The sequence below is a fragment of the Micromonospora sp. NPDC049891 genome (genome assembly GCF_040660295.1).
Taxonomy (GTDB): Bacteria; Actinomycetota; Actinomycetes; order Mycobacteriales; family Micromonosporaceae; genus Micromonospora.
This window is the reverse complement of record NZ_JBFAML010000012.1, coordinates 105975-128664: the sequence shown is the minus strand read 5'-3', so window position 1 is coordinate 128664 and position 22690 is coordinate 105975. Positions and strand designations below refer to the sequence as shown.

The 22690-nt window shown below is 71.6% G+C and carries 19 protein-coding genes; 6 read left to right on the top strand and 13 right to left on the bottom strand.

Translation table 11 applies throughout. From position 1 onward, the window contains the following. Window positions 1–34: 34 nt before the first annotated feature. The 5 genes from AB0I71_RS17730 to AB0I71_RS17710 all read right to left on the bottom strand — a co-directional run bounded on the left by AB0I71_RS17730 (window position 35) and on the right by AB0I71_RS17710 (window position 4670). Window positions 35–898, bottom strand: a complete 864-nt coding sequence (locus AB0I71_RS17730) for a trypsin-like peptidase domain-containing protein (protein WP_357585826.1) — start codon at window positions 896–898, stop codon at window positions 35–37. 60 nt (window positions 899–958) lie between these two features. Then, a complete protein-coding gene (locus AB0I71_RS17725) occupies window positions 959–1918 on the bottom strand; it encodes a VWA domain-containing protein (protein WP_357585824.1) in 960 nt (319 codons plus the stop codon). Beyond that, entirely contained in the window at window positions 1915–2931 is a 1017-nt protein-coding gene (locus AB0I71_RS17720; protein WP_357585822.1) for a DUF58 domain-containing protein, read from the bottom strand. Before AB0I71_RS17720 ends, AB0I71_RS17725 begins: the two co-directional genes overlap by 4 nt. Then, entirely contained in the window at window positions 2931–3980 is a 1050-nt protein-coding gene (locus AB0I71_RS17715; RefSeq protein WP_357585820.1) for a MoxR family ATPase, read from the bottom strand. The genes AB0I71_RS17720 and AB0I71_RS17715 overlap by 1 nt, the downstream gene beginning before the upstream one ends. Before the next feature lie 192 nt (window positions 3981–4172). Continuing rightward, entirely contained in the window at window positions 4173–4670 is a 498-nt protein-coding gene (locus tag AB0I71_RS17710; RefSeq protein ID WP_357585818.1) for a hypothetical protein, read from the bottom strand. A gap of 482 nt (window positions 4671–5152) precedes the next feature. Between AB0I71_RS17710 and AB0I71_RS17705 the strand changes: the two genes are divergently transcribed. Both AB0I71_RS17705 and AB0I71_RS17700 read left to right on the top strand, forming a co-directional pair. Continuing rightward, window positions 5153–6094 carry an endonuclease/exonuclease/phosphatase family protein gene (locus AB0I71_RS17705; protein ID WP_357585931.1) on the top strand — a complete coding sequence of 314 codons (942 nt, stop codon included), beginning with the start codon at window positions 5153–5155 and terminating at the stop codon, window positions 6092–6094. Between the two features lie 133 nt (window positions 6095–6227). Next, entirely contained in the window at window positions 6228–6788 is a 561-nt protein-coding gene (locus tag AB0I71_RS17700) for a DUF2690 domain-containing protein (RefSeq protein WP_357585816.1), read from the top strand. A 119-nt stretch (window positions 6789–6907) separates the two neighbouring features. Here the strand turns inward: AB0I71_RS17700 and cimA are convergent, their stop codons facing one another. After that, window positions 6908–8491 carry a citramalate synthase gene (cimA, locus tag AB0I71_RS17695; RefSeq protein ID WP_357585814.1) on the bottom strand — a complete coding sequence of 528 codons (1584 nt, stop codon included), beginning with the start codon at window positions 8489–8491 and terminating at the stop codon, window positions 6908–6910. Window positions 8492–8805: 314 nt separating this feature from the next. Here cimA and AB0I71_RS17690 point away from each other — a divergent pair, with 314 nt between their 5' ends. Continuing rightward, on the top strand, window positions 8806–9267 hold the full coding sequence (locus AB0I71_RS17690; RefSeq protein WP_357585812.1) for a PRC-barrel domain-containing protein: 462 nt from the start codon (window positions 8806–8808) through the stop codon (window positions 9265–9267). Between the two features lie 60 nt (window positions 9268–9327). Then, window positions 9328–10068, top strand: coding sequence for a tyrosine-protein phosphatase (locus AB0I71_RS17685; protein WP_357585810.1), 741 nt, complete (start codon window positions 9328–9330; stop codon window positions 10066–10068). A gap of 79 nt (window positions 10069–10147) precedes the next feature. Here AB0I71_RS17685 and AB0I71_RS17680 read toward each other — a convergent pair whose 3' ends face one another. After that, on the bottom strand, window positions 10148–11248 hold the full coding sequence (locus AB0I71_RS17680; RefSeq protein WP_357585808.1) for a branched-chain amino acid aminotransferase: 1101 nt from the start codon (window positions 11246–11248) through the stop codon (window positions 10148–10150). A 196-nt stretch (window positions 11249–11444) separates the two neighbouring features. After that, window positions 11445–12476 (bottom strand): 3-isopropylmalate dehydrogenase, encoded by a 1032-nt coding sequence (locus tag AB0I71_RS17675; protein ID WP_357585806.1) that lies wholly within the window; start codon window positions 12474–12476, stop codon window positions 11445–11447. Between the two features lie 211 nt (window positions 12477–12687). Here AB0I71_RS17675 and AB0I71_RS17670 point away from each other — a divergent pair, with 211 nt between their 5' ends. Then, entirely contained in the window at window positions 12688–13533 is an 846-nt protein-coding gene (locus AB0I71_RS17670; RefSeq protein ID WP_357585804.1) for an FAD:protein FMN transferase, read from the top strand. Window positions 13534–13966: 433 nt separating this feature from the next. Continuing rightward, window positions 13967–14326 carry a hypothetical protein gene (locus AB0I71_RS17665; RefSeq protein ID WP_357585802.1) on the top strand — a complete coding sequence of 120 codons (360 nt, stop codon included), beginning with the start codon at window positions 13967–13969 and terminating at the stop codon, window positions 14324–14326. A 179-nt stretch (window positions 14327–14505) separates the two neighbouring features. Here AB0I71_RS17665 and serA read toward each other — a convergent pair whose 3' ends face one another. The 5 genes from serA to AB0I71_RS17640 form a co-directional block, all read right to left on the bottom strand. Continuing rightward, the gene (gene serA / locus AB0I71_RS17660) at window positions 14506–16104 is read right to left on the bottom strand and encodes a phosphoglycerate dehydrogenase (RefSeq protein ID WP_099847216.1); all 1599 of its coding nucleotides are present in this window, start codon (window positions 16102–16104) and stop codon (window positions 14506–14508) included. Between the two features lie 275 nt (window positions 16105–16379). Continuing rightward, complete coding sequence (gene ilvC / locus AB0I71_RS17655) at window positions 16380–17393, bottom strand: ketol-acid reductoisomerase (RefSeq protein WP_357585799.1); 1014 nt, start codon at window positions 17391–17393, stop codon at window positions 16380–16382. Window positions 17394–17474: 81 nt separating this feature from the next. Next, window positions 17475–17990 carry an acetolactate synthase small subunit gene (gene ilvN / locus AB0I71_RS17650; RefSeq protein WP_357585797.1) on the bottom strand — a complete coding sequence of 172 codons (516 nt, stop codon included), beginning with the start codon at window positions 17988–17990 and terminating at the stop codon, window positions 17475–17477. A gap of 122 nt (window positions 17991–18112) precedes the next feature. Next, complete coding sequence (locus AB0I71_RS17645) at window positions 18113–19984, bottom strand: acetolactate synthase large subunit (protein ID WP_357585795.1); 1872 nt, start codon at window positions 19982–19984, stop codon at window positions 18113–18115. Window positions 19985–20169: 185 nt separating this feature from the next. Further along, the gene (locus AB0I71_RS17640) at window positions 20170–22581 is read right to left on the bottom strand and encodes an EAL domain-containing protein (RefSeq protein ID WP_357585793.1); all 2412 of its coding nucleotides are present in this window, start codon (window positions 22579–22581) and stop codon (window positions 20170–20172) included. Between the last annotated feature and the right edge of the window lie 109 nt (window positions 22582–22690).

The following is a 22690-nucleotide window of genomic DNA, read 5'->3' as shown; positions in this document are numbered from 1 at the left end:
GATCTCCCCGTAATCGGACAGTGGCTCTGAGTAATCAGCCGCCCTTGCCGATGATCGTGTCGGCGGTCTGCTGCACCTGCTCGATCGGGATCGCGAAGCCGATGCCGATCGAGCCGTTGCCGTCGATCGTCGCGATAGCGGTGTTCACCCCGACCACCTCACCCCGGGCGTTGACGAGCGGTCCGCCCGAGTTGCCGGGGTTGATCGAGGCATCGGTCTGCACCGCCCGGTGCCGGTTGTCACCGAGGCGCACCTGGCGGTCCAGCGCGCTGACGATGCCGGCGGTCACCGTGCCGGGCAGGCCCAGCGGCGATCCGACCGCCAGCACCGGTTCGCCGACCCGGGTCGAACCCGGCTTGGCCAGCGGCAGCGAGGTCAGGCCGGCCGACGACGGCACCTTGAGCACCGCGAGATCGCTGTCCGGCTCCCGGCCCACCACCTCCGCCGCGAACCGCCGGCCGTCCGGCAGTTCGACGGTCACCGGGCCACCACGGCCCTTGGCGATGATGTGGTCGTTGGTGATGATGTGCTGCTCCGAGTCGACCGCGAAGCCGGAGCCGCTCGCCGAGCCACCCGCGCCGCCGCCCACCAGCACCGACACCACTCCCGGCACGGTCTTCTCGGCGGCTGTCACCAGCTCCGCCGGCACCGGGGCCGCGGACGCGGCGGCCGGGCCCGGGACACCGTCCCGCCCGGCCGCCCAACCACCGGCCAGCGCCCCCGATCCGGCGGATATCGCCACCATCGCCAGCCCGGCCAGCAGCCGGCGGCGCCAGCCGCCCAGCAAGTTCTCCCGCGCCTGCGACGCCGCGTCCGATCCGCCCCGCCCGTCCGGGTCGAGATCGGGCGAGACGAACCACGGTCCGCGCGGCTCGCCCAGTCCGGTCTGCACTGCCATACGTACGCTCCTCACGTGCGCGGCCGGCTGCGGCCGCTGTCGCGGATCGGGCCGTGGGAATCAGGGCAGGCGGGAGAACCAGCGCATCGAGCCGACCGCCGCGCCCATCGCGAACACCAACCCGAGCCCGATGAACCGGGCCGAGACGTCCTGCCGCACCTTGCGCCAACCCACCGAGCTGCCGATGTCGTCGTAGACGGCCCGTAGCTCGGCGCTCGTACCGGCCTCATGGAAGCCGCCTCCGGTCTCCTCGGCCACGGCCCGCAGCGTCTCGCCGTCCACCGGCACCTGAATCGGCCGGCCACCCCGGTCGACGAAGCCGGTCGGCGTACCGAACGAGATGCTGTGCACCGGCACGTCGAGGGCCACCGCCTCGGCGGCGGCGTCCATCGGATCCATGCCCGAGGTGTTCGCCCCGTCGGAGAGCAGGATGATCCGGGCCGGCGGCGGCTCGGTGGCGGCCTTGTCGTCGAGCGCCTTCACGGCGCCCAACGAGGTGCTGATCGCCTCGCCGATCGCGGTGCCCTGCACCCCGGTCGCCCCCTCGGCCAGCCGCTCGATCCCGTCGTGCAACGCCTCCCGGTCGGTGCCCGGTGGCACCAGCACCGCCGCGCTGCCGGCGAACGCGACAAGTCCCACGTTGAACTCGTCGGGCAGGCCGTCGGCGAACCGCCGGGCGGCGCTCTTGGCCGCGCTGAGCCGGTCCGGTTCGACGTCACCGGCGAGCATCGAGGTGGAGACGTCCACCGCCACCATCACGGTGGCGCGTTCCCGGGGCACCCGGACCTCGGCGGTGGGACGGGCGAACCCGACCACCAGCAGGGCCAGCATCGCCAGAAAGAGACCGGCGGGCAGGTGCCGGCGCCAGGTCGGGCGCCGGGGTGCCACCCGGTCGAGCAGGCGCAGATTGGTGAAGCGGACCGCGTACCGGCTGCGGCGCCGCTGCGCCACCAGGTACGCCACGGCCAGCGCGACCACACCGAGCAGCAGCCAGAGCCGGACGGGTGACTGCCAGATCACGCCGCACCTCCCCGATGCGACGGGGCCGCAGCGGCGGCCAACCGACGCTGGGCGTGCACGTGCCGCACGATGTCGACGGTCCAGTCCTGGTCGGTGCGCAGGGCCAGATGGGTCGCGCCGGCCCGGCGCAGAGCGTGCCGGACCTGGTCGCGCTGGGCGGCCGCCGCGGCCGCGTAGCGCTCGCGCAGGCGCCGGTCACCGGTCCACACCTCGCGGGTCTCGCCGCTTTCCGGGTCGACCAGAGTGATCAGGCCGACGTCCGGCAGCTCCAGCTCACGGGGGTCGGTGACCTCGACCGCGAGCACCTGGTGGCGCACCGAGAGCTGACGCAGCGGACGCTCCCAGTGGGCCGGCAGCCGTGGATCGTCGGGCAGGCCGTCGAGGAAGTCGGAGACCACCACCACCAGACCGCGCCGGTGGGCGACCCGGCGCACCTCGGCCAACGCGTCGGCCAGCCCGGCGGCGGGCACGGCCGCGGGCGCGACATCCGGGTGGTCACCGGCCCGTGGCGCGGCCAGCAAGGCGCGGAGCAGCCCGAACAGGTGGGTACGCCCGCCCCGGGCCGGCACCCGACGCAGCCCGTACGGCGTGAGCACCTGAGCGCCGAGCCGGTTGCCCGGCCCGGCGGTGAGGAAACCGATTGTGGCGACCGCTGCCACCGCCAGTTCCCGCTTGTCCAACTCCGCGGTGCCGTACTCCATGCTGGGGCTGGCGTCGACAAGCAGCCAGGTGGTCAGTTCCCGGTCGGCGTCCACCTCCCGCACGTGCGGCACCGCGGTGCGCGCCGTGACCGACCAGTCCATCCGGCGTACCTCGTCCTCCCCGGGCCGGTACTCGCGGCTGCCCGCCGGTTCGCTGCCGGGCCCGGGCAGCAGTCCGTGCCGCTCACCGTGCAGCAGGCCGTCGAGGCGCCGGGTCACTGTGAGTTCCAGCCGCCGCAGCCGCTGGTCCGGGGTGAGGTCGGCGAGTACCGGGTCCGCCGCCACCGGCGGCGTGGGGCTCCGGCGGCCCATCAGGCGGCTGCCAGGTCGGTCACGTACTCCGGCCTGGTGGCGGCCACCCGGGGCGGCGGGACCGCCTCGACCAGCCGATGGACGACCCACTCGGCGCTCACCCCGTCGGCGACCGCGTCAAAGGAGAGCACCAGCCGGTGGGCCAGTACGTCCACGGCTAGTTCCCGGACGTCGTCGGGCAGGACGTAACCCCGTCCCCGGAGCAGGGCCTGGGCGCGGGCGGCCGAGACCAGGCCGAGCGTGGCGCGCGGACTGGCACCGTAGGCGAGCAGGCCGGCCATCTCCGGCAGCCCGAACCGGCCCGGATCACGGGTGGCGAGGATGAGCCGGACCACGTACTCGGCGATGGCGTGATGGACGAAGACCTGCCTGGCCTGACGCTGGAACTCGCGCAGCCGCTCCGGGTCGAGCACCCGGTGTGCCCGGGGACGGTCGGCGCTCATCCGGTAGAGGATGGCCAACTCATCGGCACCGTCCGGGTAGTCGACGACGACCTTCATGAGGAAGCGGTCCCGCTGCGCCTCCGGTAGCTGGTAGACCCCTTCCGACTCGATGGGGTTCTGGGTGGCCAGCACCAGGAACGGCTCCGGCACCGGGTGGCTGCGCCCACCGATCGACACCTGGCGCTCGGCCATCGCCTCCAGCAACGCTGACTGCACCTTCGCCGGTGCCCGGTTGATCTCGTCCGCCAGCACCAGGTTCGCCATCACCGGGCCCAGCTCGACGTCGAAGCTCTCCTTCGAGGCGCGGTAGATCCGGGTGCCGACGATGTCGGAGGGAACGAGGTCGGGGGTGAACTGGATGCGGGAGAAGCTGCCACCGACCACCGTCGCGAGGGTCTGCGCGGCGAGGGTCTTGGCCACCCCGGGTACGCCCTCCAGCAGACAGTGCCCGTCGGCGAGCAGCGCGACCAGGAGGCGTTCGACGAGCCGATCCTGCCCGACGATCACGCGTTTGACCTCGAAGAGGGTCTGGTCCAACTCAGCTGCGGTCGCGTCCGGATCGGCCGGGCTGGGCAGGCTGGCCATGGTGTCCGAGATGTCCGTCACGGTGCTTGCTTCCCGAGGCGACCGGCGGACAAACGTCGGAATTTCCGGCCCTAGCCTGCCCAGACCACGCGATCGGCGCCGTTACCGGACAGCGCCCGCACACTCCGTTCGGGACGCGGGCCGAACGCCGGCCCCCGCACCGACACGACACCGGCCTCCGTCGTGCGACGGAGGCCGGTGACAGTGGACGGTTCAGCGGTGCACGAGGAGGTAGAACGGCAGATCGGTGGGGACGCCGGCGGAGTCGCGGGTCTGGATGAACACCGCGTTCGGGGTCAGCAGTCGTCGCGCGACCGAGATCTCACCGGCCGGCGGGATGCAGCACGAGTCCGGCCGGCCGATCGTCGCCACGTAGACGCCGTTCGTGACGTTGGTGCCGAACTGCACCTCGTACTCGCCGGGGCCGTACTTGATGACGATGCCGACGCCGCGGGCCTTGGTGCCGTTGGCGTTGACGGCCGTGGCGTAGAAGCCGGCGACGGCCTGGGTGCTCATCCCGTCGCCCTTGGCGAGGGCGGCCTTCGCGCTGTTCAGCGAGGCCGTGGTGACGGCCGGCTGCTGGGCGCTACGGGCCGTGGGCTGGGCGGACTCGGCGGTCGGCTTCGCCGCGGCGATTCCGCCGCCGGCAAGTGCCAGCGCCAGCGCCGCGATCGCCACCGCAGCCGTCTTACGTCGGAATAATCTGGTCATGACGGGTCTCCCTTGTCCAGGCGTGGAGATACGGCCGACCCGTGGCACACGGGGCGGTTTTTGCCTTTCTCGAGTCGGGCGACAATGAGCGCTCACCGCCTGCACACCCGTCCGGGAGCACACCCGCAGACGTATCCCGCTCGTCGACTTCATGCGTCCTGAGCTGGGGATCCTTGCTAGGACGCAGCCTCCCGAGCAGCTGAAACGTAGCACCGAAAAATGCCAGGGGTCAATAGTGCATATGTCGTCGGCGAGTTGTCGGATCAACGCCAACAATCATGAAAAGTGAAGCCGTGAACAATTCACGAAATCGATTCGAGAACCAGAATGACGGCCATTTCCCAGCTACCCGCCGGCTCGCCGGATCGCCCTCGGGCAGGGCTCCCCGACGCCACCCGGCTCACCTCGCCCGCGGATTCAGTAGCCTGCGTGCCGTGGAGATCACCATCGGTCGCCGGACCTGGCATCCGTCCGGCATCACCCTGCTCTGCTGGCTGGCCGTCGTGCCGGGTGCCGGGTGGGTGCTGGTGCGGTCGGTCGGTCTGGACCGGGGACCGCTGGTGCAGGCGTTGGCCTTCACGCCGTACATGACGCTCGGGAGCGTGGCCCCACTGGTGCTCGCGCTCGCCCTGCGGCGCCGGGTTCCGGCGTTCGTCGCGGCGCTGACCACCCTGGCCCTGGTCGCGCTGGTGGTGCCCCGCGCACTGCCGGCACCGCAGCCGAGCGCCAGCGGGCCGACGGTACGGGTGCTCACCGCCAACCTGCTCGCCGGTGCGGCCGATCCGACGACTGTGGTCGAGCTGGTCCGCACCCGGCAGGTCGACCTGCTGCTCGTGCAGGAGCTCACCCCGGCCGCCGAGGCCGAGCTGGACCGGCTCGGCCTCGACCGGTTGCTGCCACACCGGCAGCTCAATCCGGTCGTCGGCACTCCCGGCTCCGGGCTCTACGCCCGCCACCCGATCAGCGACGGCGGCATCCGGCAGCTGCGCGGCGGCTGGGGCTTCACGCAGGCGTACGCGACAGTCGCGGTGCCCGGCGCACCCCCGGTACGCGTCGAGTCGGCGCACCCGGCGGCGCCGTACGCGATCGACCAGGTGGGCTCGTGGCGCACCGACCTGGCCGCCCAGCCGACAGCCACCCCGGACGGGCCGTTGAGCATCCTCGCCGGGGACTTCAACGCCACCCTCGACCACGGCCCGCTGCGCGCCCTGCTCGCCACCGGCTACGTCGACGCCGCCGCCTCGGTCGGTGCCGGGCTCACCGGCACCTGGGGGCCATACGACGGCGATCCGATCCCGCCGGTGGTGATCGATCACGTGCTGGTCGACCGCCGCATCGCGGTACGCGACGTCGCCGTGCACCCGCTACCCGGCAGCGACCACCGCATGGTCCTCGCCGAACTACGCCTGCCGGCGCAGCGCTGACCGATTCGCCAGGTGGTCGCCCACGGCCTGGCGAACGGCAGGCCGAATGCTCACTCAAAGCGATGGTCACCTGATGAGAGGGTGATGAGAGCTCTCGCCATCCTGCGGTCGTCCCCTATTCACAGGAGCAACGATGAAGCGACTGTTACGGATGTCCGGGCTCGCCTCCGCCCTCGCTCTGAGCCTGCTCGTGGCCCCCGCCTCAGCCCAGGCCTCACCCGACCGCGCCGCCGCCGAGACGGCCGTCGAGGTCGAAGCGGAGATCGCTGCCAGCGAGGCCGCCATGATCGACGAGGTGACGCTCGCCGCGTCCGGCTGCGGTTCCGTCTGTGACGGCAAGAACCCGCAAACCTTCAAGATCTACACCAGCTACGGCAACTACTACACCTGCAGTGAGGACGCCATCACGCCGAAGTCCGGCAGCTACACGTACTACAAATCCGACGCAACGGGCGAGGTCGAGCTACGCTACAGCCCACGATGCCGCACGGCCTGGGCGCGAACCCCCAGCCGCCGCACCCTCACGATCAAGGTGGACAGCCGGCACCTCAACGGGAACCACCGCACCACGATGATCGAATACTCCGCAGACAGCCTCTGGACCGCCATGGTCAACGACGCCGACCTGGAGGCCCGGGCCTGCTTCTCGCCGGGTGCAACGTCCCCCGGGTACAGGTGCACCAGATGGTGGTGAGACCTACCGGCATGGAGAGCTGAGCTGTTCCGCGGCTGGGACCTGACCGCAGCCGAACAGCTGCCCGGCGGGCACGATCGTGACCGCCGGGCAGCTTGGCACCCTACGACAGCGCCCGCTCAGACCCGAGCGCGGTTGAGGCCGTAGGTGAGCGCGTCGACAAGCGCGTGCCAGCTGGCCTCGACCACGTTGGGGTGCACGCCGACGGTGGTCCAGCCATCGCCCCGGCCGTCAGCGGTCTCGACGAGTACCCGGGTCACCGCGCCGGTGCCGTGGCTGCCCTCCAGGATCCGCACCTTGTAGTCGGCCAGCTCGAAGTCCCGCAGCTCCGGGTAGTGCCGGCCGAGACCGACCCGCAGCGCCTCGTCGAGAGCGTTCACCGGTCCGTTGCCCTCGGCCGTTGCGATCACCCGTTCCCCGCGTACCCGGATCTTGACGGTCGCCTCGGAGACGACCGCGCCGTCCTCCCGGTGCTCGACAAGCACCCGGTACGACTCCAGCGCGAACGGCCGCACCGGCGCGGCATCCGGTAGCTCGGAGCGGACCAGCAGCTCGAACGAGGCGTCGGCGGCCTCGAACGACCAGCCACCGGCCTCCAGCTCCTTGACCCGGTTGGTGACCCGGGACAGCGTCTCCGGATGGCCGGCCAGATCCAGCCCCAGCTCGCGACTCTTCAGCTCGATGCTGGCCCGGCCGGCCATCTCGGTGACCAGGATCCGCATGTCGTTGCCGACCACCTCGGGCTCCACGTGGTTGTAGAGCAGCGGATCCACCTTGATCGCACTCGCGTGGATGCCCGCCTTGTGGGCGAAGGCAGCCGCCCCGGCGTACGCCTGGTGGGTGTCGGGGGCGATGTTGGCGATCTCGGCGATGGCGTGGGAGACCCGCACCATCTGCTCCAGGCAGCCCTCCGGTAGGACCGGCAGCCCGAGCTTGAGTTGGAGGTTCGCGACGACGGCGAAGATGTCGGCGTTGCCGGGCCGCTCGCCGTACCCGTTGGCGGTGCCCTGCACGTGGCGTACGCCGGCCTCGACGGCGGCGATGGTGTTGGCCACCGCGCAGGCGGTGTCGTTCTGGGCGTGCATGCCGAGCAGCTCCGGCGCGACGCCGATCCGGTCGGTGAGGTCGGCGATGGCGGCGGTCACCTGGGACGGCAGCATTCCCCCGTTGGTGTCGCAGAGCACGAACCGCTCGGCCCCCGCCGCGAGAGCGGTCTCCACCACCGAGGCGGTGTACGCCGCGTCGTGGCGGTACCCGTCGAAGGTGTGCTCGCCGTCGACGAAGACCCGACGTCCCTCGGCGACCAGGTGGGTCACCGTGTCGTGGATCATCGCCAGGTTCTCCTTGGCGGTGGTGCGCAGCGCCCGCTCGACGTGGCGCAGGTCGGCCTTGGCCACCAGGGCGATCGCCGGGGTCTGCGCGTCCAGCAGGCCACGCACCTGCTGATCGTCGGCGGCCACCGCGCCGGGCCGGCGGGTGGCGCCGAAGGCGACAAGCACCGCGTGCCTGAGATCGAGTTCGGTACGTGCCCGGCGGAAGAACTCGGTGTCCTTGGGCACCGCGCCCGGCCAGCCGCCCTCGATGAATCCGACACCGAACTCGTCGAGCAGCCGGGCCACCGCGAGCTTGTCGACCACCGAGTAGCTGAGCCCCTCGCGCTGGGCGCCGTCGCGCAGCGTGGTGTCGTAGACCTGGAACGTCATGGGGATCCCTTCGTCAGGCACCGGCCAGCGCAACAAAAAGACCCCCCGCGGCTGCGGGAGGTCTGCGCGCTCGGCGAGGGAAGGCCGGCGCGCTAGTTGCCAATAATGCGGGCGGTGCTGGTCACGATCGGTACTCTGCCACCTCCGGACCGTTTGTGGGAGGCACAATCCACATCCCGGGACGGTGCGGGGCCTGCGTGTCGGATGGTTTTTCTGAGGCGGGTGTAGAGCGCCTGTCCAGGGGTAGGAGTTTTCGGGACAACGAAACACGTTCCTCCGAGACGGCTGATCACGGCCGGGGCAGGAGACATCCCATGGACAGGCTCGACCCGAACACCACGAACACCACGCCGGACCCGGAGCTGCGCGCCGTCGACCAGAGCGTCGTCGCCGGCGGCACCCCCGCCGGTGCCTTCGATCCCTGGAGCTACCGGGACGACGCCGGAGTGGCCGGCGCCAACCTGGTCGGCTACAAGGTGGAGGCCAGCGACGGCTCGATCGGCAAGATCGACAGTGACAGCACCGAGGTCAACGCCAGCTACCTGGTGGTGGACACCGGACCGTGGATCTTCGGTAAGAAGGTCATGCTTCCGGCCGGCACGGTGAACCACGTCGACCACGAGGAGCAGAAGGTCTTCGTCGACCGCACCAAGGACCAGATCAAGGCGGCACCGGAGTACGACGAGACGGCCACCGACCCGGCCTACCGGGACAAGCTCGGCGGCTACTACAACGACACGTACTCCGCCACCCCGCCCGGTGGCGGGCTGCGGTAAGGCACCTGACAACCGTGACGGCCGGTGGGACGTTGTTCCACCGGCCGTTACCGTGTCCGGATGGACGCCACTGAGCAGACTCGCCGGATCCCCTTCACCAGGATGTTCAACTTCCGGGACGTGGGCGGCTACCGCGGCCTGGACGGACGTACCGTCCGCACCGGACGGCTCTACCGCTCCGACTCGCTGCACGGGATGGATGAGGCCGACCGGGAAGCGTTCGCCGCGCTCGGTGTCCGGACCGTGGTCGACCTGCGCCGCCAGCAGGAGGTCGAGCGCTACGGCCGGGTTCCCGACTTCGACGGCCTCACCTACCGGCACATCCACCCCGAGCACGCGCACTGGGAGGAGCAGCCGTACCAGCCCGGCACCGACCTGGCCCGTTACCTCGCCGACCGGTACGCCGACCTGGCCCGCACCGGCACCGCCGGTCTCGCCGAGGCGATCGGCCTGATCGCCGACAGCGCGAACGCACCGGTGGTGGTGCACTGCGTCGCGGGCAAGGACCGCACCGGCATCGTCTGCGGCCTGACCCTCGCGGTGCTCGGCGTCGAGGACACCGAGATCGCGGCGGACTACGCGCTGAGCACCGAGGCGTCGCAGCGCTTCGCCGCCTGGGTCGCCACCGCCCATCCCGAGGTGCCCGAGCTGCCCATGCCGTACCTGTCCTCACCGGCCGAGACGATGCTGCTCTTCCTGGCAGAGATCCGGGAGGGGCACGGGTCGGTCGACGACTACCTGCGGCACGCCGGAGTCACCGACGACCAGCTCGCCGCCCTGCGTGACCACCTGCTCACCTGAGCGAGCCATCGGCACGCGGTGGGCAGTGCAGGGGCCCCGACGCCACGCCGGGCGTGGCGACGGGGCCCCGACGTACGACTCAGAACACGCGGTGGACCCAGTTGTGCGGGTCCTCCGCCTTGCCCCGCTGGAGATCCACAAGCTGTTGGCGCAGCGCCATGGTGACCTCGCCCGGCTCCCCGCCGGCCACGGCGAACTCCCCGTCCGGGAAACGCACCTGCCCGATCGGCGTGATCACCGCAGCGGTCCCGCAGGCGAAGACCTCGCGCAGCCGACCGCTGGCGGCGTCCGTGCGCCAGTCGTCGAAGGTCACCGGCCGCTCCTCGACCCGGTGCCCGGCCGCCGAAGCCAGGGTGAGCACCGACTCGCGGGTGATGCCCGGCAGGATCGTGCCGGTCAGCGGCGGGGTGACGATCGAGCCGTCGTCGTAGACGAAGAAGACGTTCATGCCGCCCAGCTCGTCGACGTAGCGGCGCTCCACGGCGTCGAGGAAGACCACCTGGTCGCAGCCGTGCTCAAGGGCCTCGGCCTGGGCGGCCAGCGAGGCGGCGTAGTTGCCGCCGCACTTGGCCGCGCCGGTACCGCCCGGCGCCGCCCGGGTGTAGTCGGGTGAAACCCAGACCGTCACCGGCTTGACCCCACCGGAGAAGTACGCGCCGACGGGCGAGGCGATCACCGAGTAGAGGTACTCGTTGGCCGGGCGGACGCCGAGGAAGACCTCGCTGGCGAACATGAACGGCCGCAGGTAGAGGCTGCCCCCGTCGTCGCCGTCGGGAATCCACTCCCGGTCGATCTCGATCAGCCGGTGCAGCGAGTCCACAAAGGTCTGCTCCGGTAGCGCCGGCATGGCCATCCGGGCGGCGGAGGTGTTGAACCGGGCGGCGTTGGCGTACGGGCGGAACATCGTCACTCCACCGTCGGCCGCGCGGTACGCCTTCATGCCCTCGAAGATCTCCTGCGCGTAGTGCAGCACCGCGCTCGCGGGATCCATCGGGATCGGTGCGCGCGCCTCGACCCGGGCGTCGTACCAGCCCTTGCCGTCGGCGTAACGGATGGTGACCATGTGGTCCGTGAACACCCGGCCGAACCCGGGGTTTACCAGCAGCGCAGCCCGGTCGGTGGCGGATACCGGTGCGGGGTTCGGACGGATCTCGAAGTCGATCTTGTCACCACCGCTCATCGCGCTGACCTCCCTGGGGACGACGGCATGCGCCGACCGCACGCCGGAAACATGTTTGTGCCAGAAACCTACCCCGAACGGTCGTTCAGCGGATAGGTCCACCGGTGCACGGGTGGCACACCACCGGTGAGTGGCCGCCGCCGCTCCTGCCCGGCCGAGCCGGTGGAACGCGGCCGGCCGGTAGTGAGCGTACGGTTCAGCCGGCGGCCTGGGCCGCGATCCGGTCGCCCACCTCGGCGGTCCGTACGGCTACCTCGGGGCTCCGCGCGGCCAGCTCCGCGCTTACCGCGGCGGTGATCCGGGCGGCGGCGTCGGCGTGCCCGAGCTGGTCGAGCAGCAGAGCCGCCGAGAGTACGGCGGCTACCGGGTCGGCCACCCCGCGACCGGCGATGTCCGGCGCGGAGCCGTGCACCGGCTCGAACATCGACGGATAGGTCCCGTCGGGGTTGATGGAGCCGCTGGCGGCCAGCCCGATGCCGCCGGTCACGGCGGCGGCGATGTCGGTGAGGATGTCACCGAAGAGGTTGTCGGTGACCACCACGTCGTACCGCTGCGGCTGGGTGACCAGGAACATCGCCGCGGCGTCGACGTGCTGGTACTCGGTGGCGATGTCGGGGTGCTCGGCGGCGACCGCCTCGAACGTGCGCGACCACAGCGAGCCGGCGTGGGTGAGGACGTTGGTCTTGTGCACCAGAGTCACCTTGCGCCGCTCGCGCCGGGCAGCACGGGCGAAGGCGTCCCGGATCACCCGCTCCACCCCGTGCCGGGTGTTCAGGCTCTCCTCGGTGGCGATCTCGGCCGGGGTGCCCCGGTGCAGCGAGCCGCCGGCACCGGCGTACAGGCCCTCGGTGCCCTCCCGGACGACCACCAGGTCGACCTCGCCCGGCTTGACCGCCGCGAGCGGGCTGGCCACTCCCGGCCAGAGCCGCGACGGGCGCAGGTTGACGTACTGGTCGAAGGCGAACCGCAGCTTCAGCAGCAGGCCCCGCTCCAGCACGCCCGGCGGCACGGTCGGGTCACCGACCGCGCCGAGCAGGATCGCGTCGTGCCCGGCCAGCTCGGCGAGCACGGAGTCGGGTAGGACCTCGCCGGTGCGGTGGTAACGTGCCGCACCGAGGTCGTACTCGGTCGCCTCGACACCGGGCAGCACCGCGTCGACGACCTTGCGGGCCTCCGCGACCACCTCGGGTCCGATCCCGTCCCCGGCCACCACCGCGATCCGTGCCACGTCAGCTCCTTCGCTCGAATGGCTCGACGGTACGCCGCTGTCCCGCCCCCCGGTACGAGTGTTCCACTTTTCGGGATGACGGACGCACAGCAGCTTCCCAGGCGACATTCATGGCTCGGTCATCTCCGCTGCCTAGCCTGAGCGTGACGGGCCGTGGGCCCGGGCGCGCGGCCGCGACGGGGCGGCACGCGCCGAGGAGGGGGCGGACGCGATGTGGACCGACGAGCAACCACGAACCCGCTGGGTGGACCCGGCGGTCTTTCGCTTCCGCCGGCCCGACCTGCGCCTGGGCGCCCGTGAGCAACGGCCGGACCGGGCCGACCTGGTCGCCGGAGACCGGATCGCCGTCCGGCACACCGTCCGCACCTCGACGGCGGAGTACACCCTGCTACTGAACGCCCCCGAATGGCTGGGCCGGCGCGGCACCGGCGAGGCGCTGCGGGACGCGGTGGCCGAGCTGCGGGCGATCGACCTGACGTACGGCCCCAACCGCCCGGGGAGCCTGGTGTCCCGGCTGCGCCGGGGTGAGATCAGCCCGGAGTCGTACCCACCGCTGGCCGACCTGGTGGACCGGTGCGCGGCGATGCGCGCGGTCACCGACGGTTGGTTCGACGCCTGGGCGGTGCCCGGCGGCTTCGACCCGGGCGGTCTGCTCGGCGGGTGGGCGGTCGAGCGGGCAGCGGCCCGGTTGCGCGACGCCGGTATCCACGACTACGCCGTGCTCAGCGGCGCCGACCTCGTGGTACGCGGTCACGCCGGGCATGGTGGCCCCTGGCGGGTCGCGGTGCATCACCCCACCCACCGGGGCCGGGCACCGTTGCTGCTGGAGATGACGGCCGGCGCGGTCGGCACCTCCGGGGTCACCGGACGGCAGGGACACGTGGTGGACCCGCACACCGGCGAGCCGGCCGCACAGCTGGTCGCCGCGACCGTGGTGGGGCCCGACCTGGCGGTTGCCGACGCCTACGCCACCGCGCTGTACGCCGCCGGAGCGGCCGGGTTGGCCTGGTTCCGTCCCGGGTCGGACTACCGGGTGCTCTTCGCCGCGCGCCGCTGACCTACGCGAGACCGTGCGGTCACTGCCCCGAAGGGTGCGGACAATGCAGGTGCGGGCAGCGCAACGGCAGGTGCGGACGCTGAGTGCGTGGCCGCACGGCACAGGGCGGGAATCTCAGGCGGGCACTGCGTGGCAGGAACAGCGATCGGCCTCCACGGTCGCGGCAACGACCGTGGAGGCCGGTCGGCGACGAGTGCGCGTGGCTCGCGCAATCGAGGGGTGCGGACCGCACGGCCGGACGTCGACCTCGCCACCCGAAGACGGGCCGGCGCCACGTGCTCGGCAGGTGACCGCATCCGTACGTTATCGAATTGACGCGTTTCGCGGCAAGGGTTCCACAGGGGAGCATCTGCGCGATCCTGGTACCCCCGGCGGTTTGCCTGCGGCAGGGTCGTTTTCGACAAGGTGAACCGCAGATGGCACGCTGTCCGCCGTGAGTTTCGATCTGAGCGTGTGGGCCCTGGCGGACGGGGCGACGCCCGAGGACGTACGAGCGGCGGTGCAGCAGTGCCGCAACGGCCGGCACCACGAGCGTCAACCGGACCCCCGGTGTGTGGCCTTCTACCGGGCGATCACCGCCAGCTACCCCGACCAGCCGGCCGGCCCGAACACTCCGTGGGCGGTGGCGCCGCTGCACAAGGCGGCCGACCACATCGAGCTGAACCTGGATCCGGCCTGCCCGGACCAGGTGCTGCTGGACATCGAGCGGCTGGCCGGCGAGCACCGGCTGATGCTCTTCGACGCCCAGGACGGCTCGGTCTACCCGCCGCCCGGGATCCGGCTGCCCGGCTGACCGACCCGCCGCGCCCGGCGACGGGGCGATACGGCATCGCCGTGCTTGTGGTGCGTCGGTCGGGCGGTGGACCGACCGACCCGTGCTCGGCGATCGAACGACGAGGGGCCCGGCCGAGGGCGTCTTTCGAGGTCCTCGGTCGAGCCCCGTCGTGGCGTGCCCGGAGTATCTCGTGTGGGCTACTCGTCGCGCAGGTCGGCGGCGCTGGCGGAGGTGGCACCGATCGAGTCGGCGGCCGAGGTGAGCAGGTCCGCACCGAGTGCCTGGTCCACGGTGAGGGTCATCAGCGTCTCACCGCCGGCTTCCCGGCGGGCCACCTGCATCGCCGCGATGTTGATGCCGGCCTGACCGAGCAGGGTGCCGACGGTGCCGACCACGCCCGGCCGGTCGGCGTAGCGGAGGAAGAGCAGGATGCCCTCGGCGCCGATCTCCACGTCGAAGCCGTCCACCTCGGTCAGCTTGATGACGTCGCGGGTGCCGGCCTGGGTGACGGTGCCGGAGACGCTCACCGTACGGCCGTCGGGCAGCGCGCCGCGGACGGTGACCAGGACCGGGTGGTCGACGGTCTCGGTCTGGGTGGTCAGCGACACCTCCACACCGCGTTGGGCGGCCAGGTGCGGGGCGTTGACGTAGGTCACCTGCTCCTCGACCACCGAGCTGAACAGGCCCTTGGTGGCGGCGAGCTTGAGCACCGAGACGTCGTGGTCGACGATCTCACCGCGTACCTCGACGGTGACGCTCGCGGCGACCCCGCCGGCCACCGCGGTGAAGGCGCGGCCGAGCTTCTCGGCCAGCGGCAGCAACGGCCGGACGTCCTCGGCGACCACGCCGCCGGCCTGCACGTTCACCGCGTCCGGCACGAACTCGCCCTGCAGGGCCAGCTTCACGCTCTTGGCGACCGCCAGGCCGGCCTTGTCCTGCGCCTCGGCGGTGGAGGCACCCAGGTGCGGGGTGGCCACCACGTTGTCGAAGGCGAACAGCGGCGAGGAGGTGCACGGCTCCTTGGCGTAGACGTCCACCCCGGCACCGCCGACCCGGCCCTCGGCGAGCGCGTCGGCCAGCGCCTGCTCGTCGATCAGCCCGCCCCGGGCGGCGTTGACGATCCGTACGCCCGGCTTGACGATCGACAGTTCCTTCTCACCGATCAGGCCCACGGTCTCGGGGGTCTTCGGCAGGTGGATCGAGATGAAGTCGCTCTCCCGCAGCAGCTCCTCCAGACCGACCAGGCGTACGCCGAGCTGCGCGGCCCGCGCGGGCTGGATGTAGGGGTCGTACGCGATCAGCCGGGTGCCGAACGCGGCGATCCGGGAAGCGAAGAGCACCCCGATGCGGCCGAGGCCGACCACGCCGACGGTCTTGCCCTGGAGCTCCACACCTGTGTACTTCGACCGCTTCCACTCCCCCGCCTTGAGCGCTGCGCTGGCGCTGGCGGTGTTGCGGGCGACCGCGAGCAGCAGCGCGACGGCCTGCTCGGCGGCGGAGACGATGTTGGAGGTGGGTGCGTTGACGACCATGACGCCCCGCGCGGTGGCGGCCGGCACCTCGACGTTGTCCAGACCGACACCGGCCCGGGCCACGACCTTGAGTCGGGGGGCGGCGGCGATCGCCTCGGCGTCGATCTGGGTGGCACTGCGGACGATGACGGCGTCGGCCTCGGAGAGCGCCGAGAGCAGGGCCGGGCGGTCGGTGCCGTCCACGTGCCGGACGTCGAAGTCGTGGGCGAGCACCTCGATGGCGGCGGGGGCGAGTTCTTCGGCGATCAGTACGACAGGAGTCATTGGTCCTCGTAGATGTCGTCAGAGCGGTCGGCCGGGGGCTGGGCGCTGCGCTGCGCCCGGCGCTCTCCCGGGCCATGGCCGTCAGGTGCCGCCTGGAGCACCTACCCGCGATCGTAGGGGGCGGGCCGCCCGGCGCGCCCCGGAGTGCGGGGTGAGTGCCCTCACAAACCGGACGTGACGTGCGTGTTAACGATCGTTAGCCGGCTGCGGACAGCACAGCACCCGGGCCCTGCGTCGGGGAGAACGCCGGGCCCGGGTGCCGTTGGGAAAAGCGCTCAGGCGGTCTCGGTGATCGGCCGGTCCACCCAGCTCATCATGCCGCGCAGCTTCGCGCCGGTCTCCTCGATCGGGTGCGCCGCGCCCTCGGTCCGCCACTTGTTGTAGTTGGGCCGGCCGGCCTCGTCCTCAGCCACCCACTCCCGGGCGAACTCGCCGTTCTGGATCTCACCCAGGATCTTGCGCATCTCCTCCTTGACCCGGCCGTCGATGACCCGGGGCCCACGGGAGAGGTCGCCGTACTCGGCGGTGTCGGAGACGCTGTAGCGCATCCGGGCGATACCGCCCTCGTACATCAGGTCCACGATCAGCTTCAGCTCGTGCAGGCACTCGAAGTAGGCCACCTCGGGCGCGTAGCCCGCCTCGGTGAGCACCTCGAAACCGGTCTGCACCAGCGCCGCCGCACCGCCGCAGAGCACCGCCTGCTCGCCGAAGAGATCGGTCTCGGTCTCCTCGGTGAAGGTGGTCTTGATCGCGCCCGCCCGGGTGCCGCCGATGCCCTTGGCGTACGAGAGGGCCAGCGCGAACGCGCTGCCGCTGCCGTCCTGCTCCACGGCGACCAGGCAGGGCACGCCCTTGCCGTCGACGTACTGCCGGCGGACCAGGTGACCGGGGCCCTTCGGGGCGACCATCGCCACGTCCACCTCGGCCGGCGGCTTGATCAGCCCGTACCGGATGTTGAAGCCGTGCCCGAAGAACAGCGCCTTGCCGGGAGCCAGGTTCGGCGCGATCGACTCGGCGTAGATGTGGCGCTGCGCGGTGTCCGGGGCGAGGATCATGATCACGTCGGCCTCGGCCGCCGCCTCGGCCGGGGTGAGCACCCGCAGCCCCTGCTCCTCGGCCTTCGGCCGGCTCTTCGAGCCCTCCGGCAGACCGATCACCACGTCGACGCCGGAATCACGCAGCGACAACGCGTGCGCGTGCCCCTGGCTGCCGTAACCGATCACGGCGACCCTCTTCGCCTGGATCAGGCCCAGGTCGGCGTCGTCGTCGTAGTACACCTCAACGCTCATGACTTCCCTTTCGTACGGCGGCCGCAGCGGCCCGTCGTGGCTGGTGGCCGGTCCGGTCAACCGGACCGGGCCGGGATGGGGTCAGGCGGCCCGCAGGGCCGGGCCGGCGGTGATCGCACGCGAGCCGCGTCCGATCGCCACCAGGCCCGACTGGACCATCTCCTTGATGCCGAAGGGCTCAAGGTCGCGCAGCAGCGCGTCGAGCTTGTCGGGGGTGCCGGTCGCCTCGACGGTGAGCGTGTCGGCGGCCACGTCGACCACCCGGGCCCGGAACAGGTTCACCGTCTCCAGGACCTGACCTCGGGCGTTGCGGTCCGCGCGCACCTTCACCAGCAGCAGCTCGCGGGCCACCGAGGTGTTCGGATCCAGCTCAACGATCTTGAGTACGTTCACCAGCTTGTTGAGCTGCTTGGTGACCTGCTCCAGCGGAGAGGACTCGGCGTTGACCACGATGGTGATCCGCGAGACGTCCGGGTTCTCGGTCTCGCCGACCGCGAGACTGTCGATGTTGAACCCGCGCCGGGAGAACAGCCCGGAGACCCGGGCCAGGACGCCGGGCTTGTTCTCCACCAGGACGGAGAGGGTGTGAATGGTCACGGCTGTGCCTTTCTTGTCATGTCCTCATGGCCCTCGCTGCGCTCGGTGCAATCGGCCATGACCGTCGCCTTTCTTGTCATGTCCTCATGGCCCTCGCTGCGCTCGGTGCAATCGGCCATGACCTAGATGTCGTCCTCGTCGAAGGCCGGGCGGACGCCGCGGGCGAACATGATCTCGTCGTTGCTGGTGCCGGCGGGGACCATGGGCCAGACCATGGCGTCCTTGCCGACCACGAAGTCGATCACCACGGGCGCGTCGTTTATGGACATCGCGGCCTCGATGGTCTTGTCGACGTCCTCGGCGTTCTCGCAGCGCAGCCCGACGCAGCCGAGCGCCTCGGCGAGCTTGACGAAGTCCGGGATGCGGTGCTTGTGGGTGCCCAGCTCCGTGTTGGAGTAGCGCTCGTTGTAGAACAGCGTCTGCCACTGGCGGACCATGCCGAGATTGCCGTTGTTGATCACAGCGATCTTGACCGGGATGCCCTCCAGGGCGCAGGTGGCCAGCTCCTGGTTGGTCATCTGGAAGCAGCCGTCGCCGTCGATCGCCCAGACCACCGTCTCCGGCATGCCGACCTTGGCGCCCATCGCCGCCGGCACCGCGTAGCCCATGGTGCCGAGGCCGCCGGAGTTGAGCCAGCTCTGCGGCTTCTCGTACGAGATGAACTGGGAGGCCCACATCTGGTGCTGGCCGACCCCGGCGACGTAGATCGCGTCCGGCCCGACGATCTCGCCCAGGCGCTTGATCACGTACTGCGGGGAGAGGGTGCCGTCGGACGGCTCCTCGTAGCCCAGTGGGTAGCGCTCGCGCAGGTCGTCGAGCTGCGCCCACCAGTCCGCGATGTCGGCGGTACGCCCGGCCGCCCGTTCGGTGGTGACCGCGGCCAGCAGCTCGTCGATGACGTGCCGGGCGTCGCCGACGATCGGCACGTCGGCGTGCCGGTTCTTGCCGATCTCCGCCGGGTCGATGTCGGCGTGCACCACGGTGGCGTCCGGGGCGAAGGAGTCCAGCTTGCCGGTCACCCGGTCGTCGAAGCGGGCACCCAGCGCCACGATCAGATCGGCCTTCTGGAGCCCGTAGACCGCGGCGACGGTGCCGTGCATGCCGGGCATGCCCAGGTGCTGCCGGTGCGAGTCGGGGAACGCGCCGAGCGCCATCAGCGTGGTGATCACCGGGATCCCGGTCAGTTCGGCAAGCTTGCGCAGCCCGTCGGTGGCGCCGGCCTTGAGCACGCCGCCACCGACGTAGAGCACCGGCCGGCGGGCGCCGCTGATCAGCCGTGCCGCCTCGCGGATCTGCTTGCCGTGCGGGTGCAGGGTGGGTCGGTAGCCGGGCAGGTCCAGGGTGGGCGGCCAGACGAAGGTGGTCGACGCCTGGAGGACGTCCTTGGGGATGTCCACCAGGACCGGGCCGGGCCGCCCGGTCGAGGCCAGGTGGAACGCCTCGGCCAGCACCCGGGGAATCTCGCTGGCGTCCTGCACCAGGAAGTTGTGCTTGGTGATCGGCAGCGTGATGCCCTGGATGTCCGCCTCCTGGAAGGCGTCCGTGCCGATCGACGGACGGGCCACCTGGCCGGTGATCGCCACCAGCGGCACCGAGTCCATGTGCGCGTCGGCGATCGGGGTGACCAGGTTCGTCGCGCCCGGACCGGAGGTGGCGATGCACACCCCGACCCGGCCGGTGGCCTGGGCGTAACCGGTGGCGGCGTGCCCGGCGCCCTGCTCGTGCCGGACCAGGATGTGCCGCACGGTCGAGTCGTAGAGCGGGTCGTACGCCGGCAGGATCGCGCCGCCTGGGATGCCGAAGACGACGTCTACGCCGAGTGCCTCAAGGGAGCGCACCAGCGAGCCGGCACCGGACACCTGGGCCGGGGCGGGGCGTGCCGCCGGGACGGCCGGCGAGGCGGCGCGGGCGTGATCGGCGTCGCCCGGTGCCTCGGCGGCGGTGCGGGCGCGCCGGGCGGAGTGGGCGAGAGTCTCGGGCGTGGGTCTCGTCATGGCGGTTGGCCTTCGGCTGGAGTGGGTGGGGCTGCTCACAGTGTGGAACGCGGGCGGGGCCGGCGTTCGATTGGTTCGACGGCAAGAAAAAGGCCCACGTGCCAGATGCACGGGGCCAGCGCACTCTCAGTCAGGGAGAGTGCGCTCAGGTAAGTACTCGCAGCGACCGGTACGACGACATGAGCTCAAGACTGACGCATCTCATGCGATGAGTCAACTGATCCCACATTTTGGTTCACGGACGTCGGCGCGTCACCGCCCGGCGCGCCGGTCGGACCGGGTATGACCTGCCCGGGGACGCTCTCACCCCGGCGCTGGAGGGGCGGTCCGACGGGTCGCGGGATCGGGTGGCCCCCAGCCGCGGGGCGGGCCGGGCGGGCACCCGGCGACGTCGCCGCGTCCAGCATCGCCTCCAGGTGCTCGGCCGGTACGCCCCAGCCGAACAACGCGCCCTGGCCGAACCGGCAACCGGCGGCCACCACCGCGGCCAGCTCCGTGGGGGTGGTGACCCCCTCGGCGATCACCTCCAGGCCGAACTGGTGACCCAACCGCATCACGATGTCGACCATCGGGGCGAAGGCCGGGCCGTCGCGCCCTTCCGGCTGGACCGGCTCATGCTCCGCCACCAGGCCGTGGTCGATCTTGAGGATGTCGATCGGCAGCCGGCGTAGCTGGTTCAGCGAGGAGTAGCCCGCCCCGAAATCGTCCAGGGCGATCCGCACACCTGTCAGTCGCAGCGCGGTCAGCCGTCGGATCAGCTCGTCGAGGTCGGTGGCGACCGCGTGCTCGGTGACCTCCAGCACCAGCCGCTGCGGCGGCACGTGATGGGCGCGCAGCGCCTCGGCGACCTGCACCACGTACTCGGGGGCGTGCAGCTCACGCGGGGAGACGTTCACCGACACCCAGACGTCGTGGCCCTCGGCCAGCCAGCGGGACAGCTGATAGCAGGCCTGGTGCAGCACCCAGGCACCGAGCTTGGCGATCATCCCGCTCTCCTCGGCGAGGGGGATGAACTCGTCCGGCCGGACATTGCCCAGCTCGGGGTGCCGCCACCGCAGCAGCGCCTCCGCGCCGACCGGGCGCACCGACGGCAGCGAGGCCACCGGCTGGAACACCAGTCGCAACTCGTCGCGCTCGATCGCACCGCGCAGCTCGTGCTCCAGCGTGGTGCGCCGGCGCAGCAGCCGGTCGTACGCACCGTCGTACCGCTCGATCCGGTTCTTACCGCGTTGCTTGGCGTAGCGCAGCGCCAGATCCGCGTGCCGCAGCAGCAGCTCGACGTCGGGTTCCTCGGCCCAGCCGGCCAGGCCGATGCTGACCGAGAGGAAGACGGGCGCCTCGGGCTGCTCGTAGGCGCCGCCGAGCACCCTCAGCAGCCGCTCCGCGACCACCCCGGCCTCCGCCGGGCCGCCCCGCATGAGCACCGCGAACTCGTCACCACCGAGTCGGGCCGCGAGATCACCGGGACGCAGATTGCCCCGCAACCGCCGGCCCACCTCAGCCAACACCGCGTCGCCGACGTCGTGGCCCCGCATGTCGTTGACGTTCTTGAAGCCGTCCAGGTCCAACCCGAGCAGCACGCACGGCACCTGGGCCTCGGCGCAGCGGTGCAGAGCCTGTAGCAGGCCACGGCGGTTGGCCAGGCCGGTGAGCGCGTCGGTGTGCGCGAGCTGCCGGAAGTGCGCCTCCCGGTCGGCCAGCCGGCGGGCGTAGGCCCGCACGTCGTGCAGGGTGAGGTACTGCCGGGCGACCAGGGCGAACCCCTCGACGCTGCCGGCGGCGATGGCCAACCCGTCGAACCGGCCGTCCTGAAGGAGGTGGTACATCGCCGAGGCGGCCAAGGCGACCATCGGTACGAAGGCGTACTCGCCGTCGCGGCGGATCACGTCGATGGCGAGCTGGCCCGGCGGGTCGATGCGGTAGGCCGCCACCGCGGCGATCAGCAGCCCCACGGCGAGCACCACCGCGCCGGTCAGCGCCAGGCCCGGCCCGGCCTGGCAGAGCCCGGCCGCGACACCCAACCCACCCACCGACGCGGCGGTGATCCCGGTGCCCAGCACGGCGAGGCAGCGGCGGGGCGCGGGGGCCCGGAGCACCATGATCGCGGAGAGGCCGGCGCTCAGGGCGGCGCTGACCGAGGCGAGCAGGATCGACGGGCAGGCCGTCGGGGTCGCGTCGCCGAGCAGCCGGGTCGGCTCGGAGAACAACACCCAGCCGACGAACCACAGTGCGGTGCCGACGATCACGCTGTCCAGCGCGAGCCGGGCCGCCGAGGGCACCGAACCGGTCACCCCGGGCAGGCGGAGCAGACCGAAGCAGAACAACAGGCCGCCGGTGGCCGTGCCGAGCGCCACCAGAGTGGCCCAGCTGACGCGCTGCTGCTGCTCATGCGCCCAGTGCTCGCTCGTGGTCACCGCAACGGTCACCCCGACCAGCATGGTCACCACCGCGAACGCACCACCGACGGCCAGTACCGCGTACGCCGGACGGTGGGGGGCGGCCCGGCACCGGACGGCGGCGGCCAGCAACACGCCGGCCGTCAGGGCGATCAGCGCGCTCAGCACCGCAACGCCGATCATGGCCGGGGGTGTGTGCACGCCCTCAACTCTGCCGGATCGATGCCCGCTGTGGGGATCGGGTGTGCATCTGTTGGGACACGGGGCGACGCCCGTGTCCGGGCCGTGCCGACGGTGTCAGACTGGTACA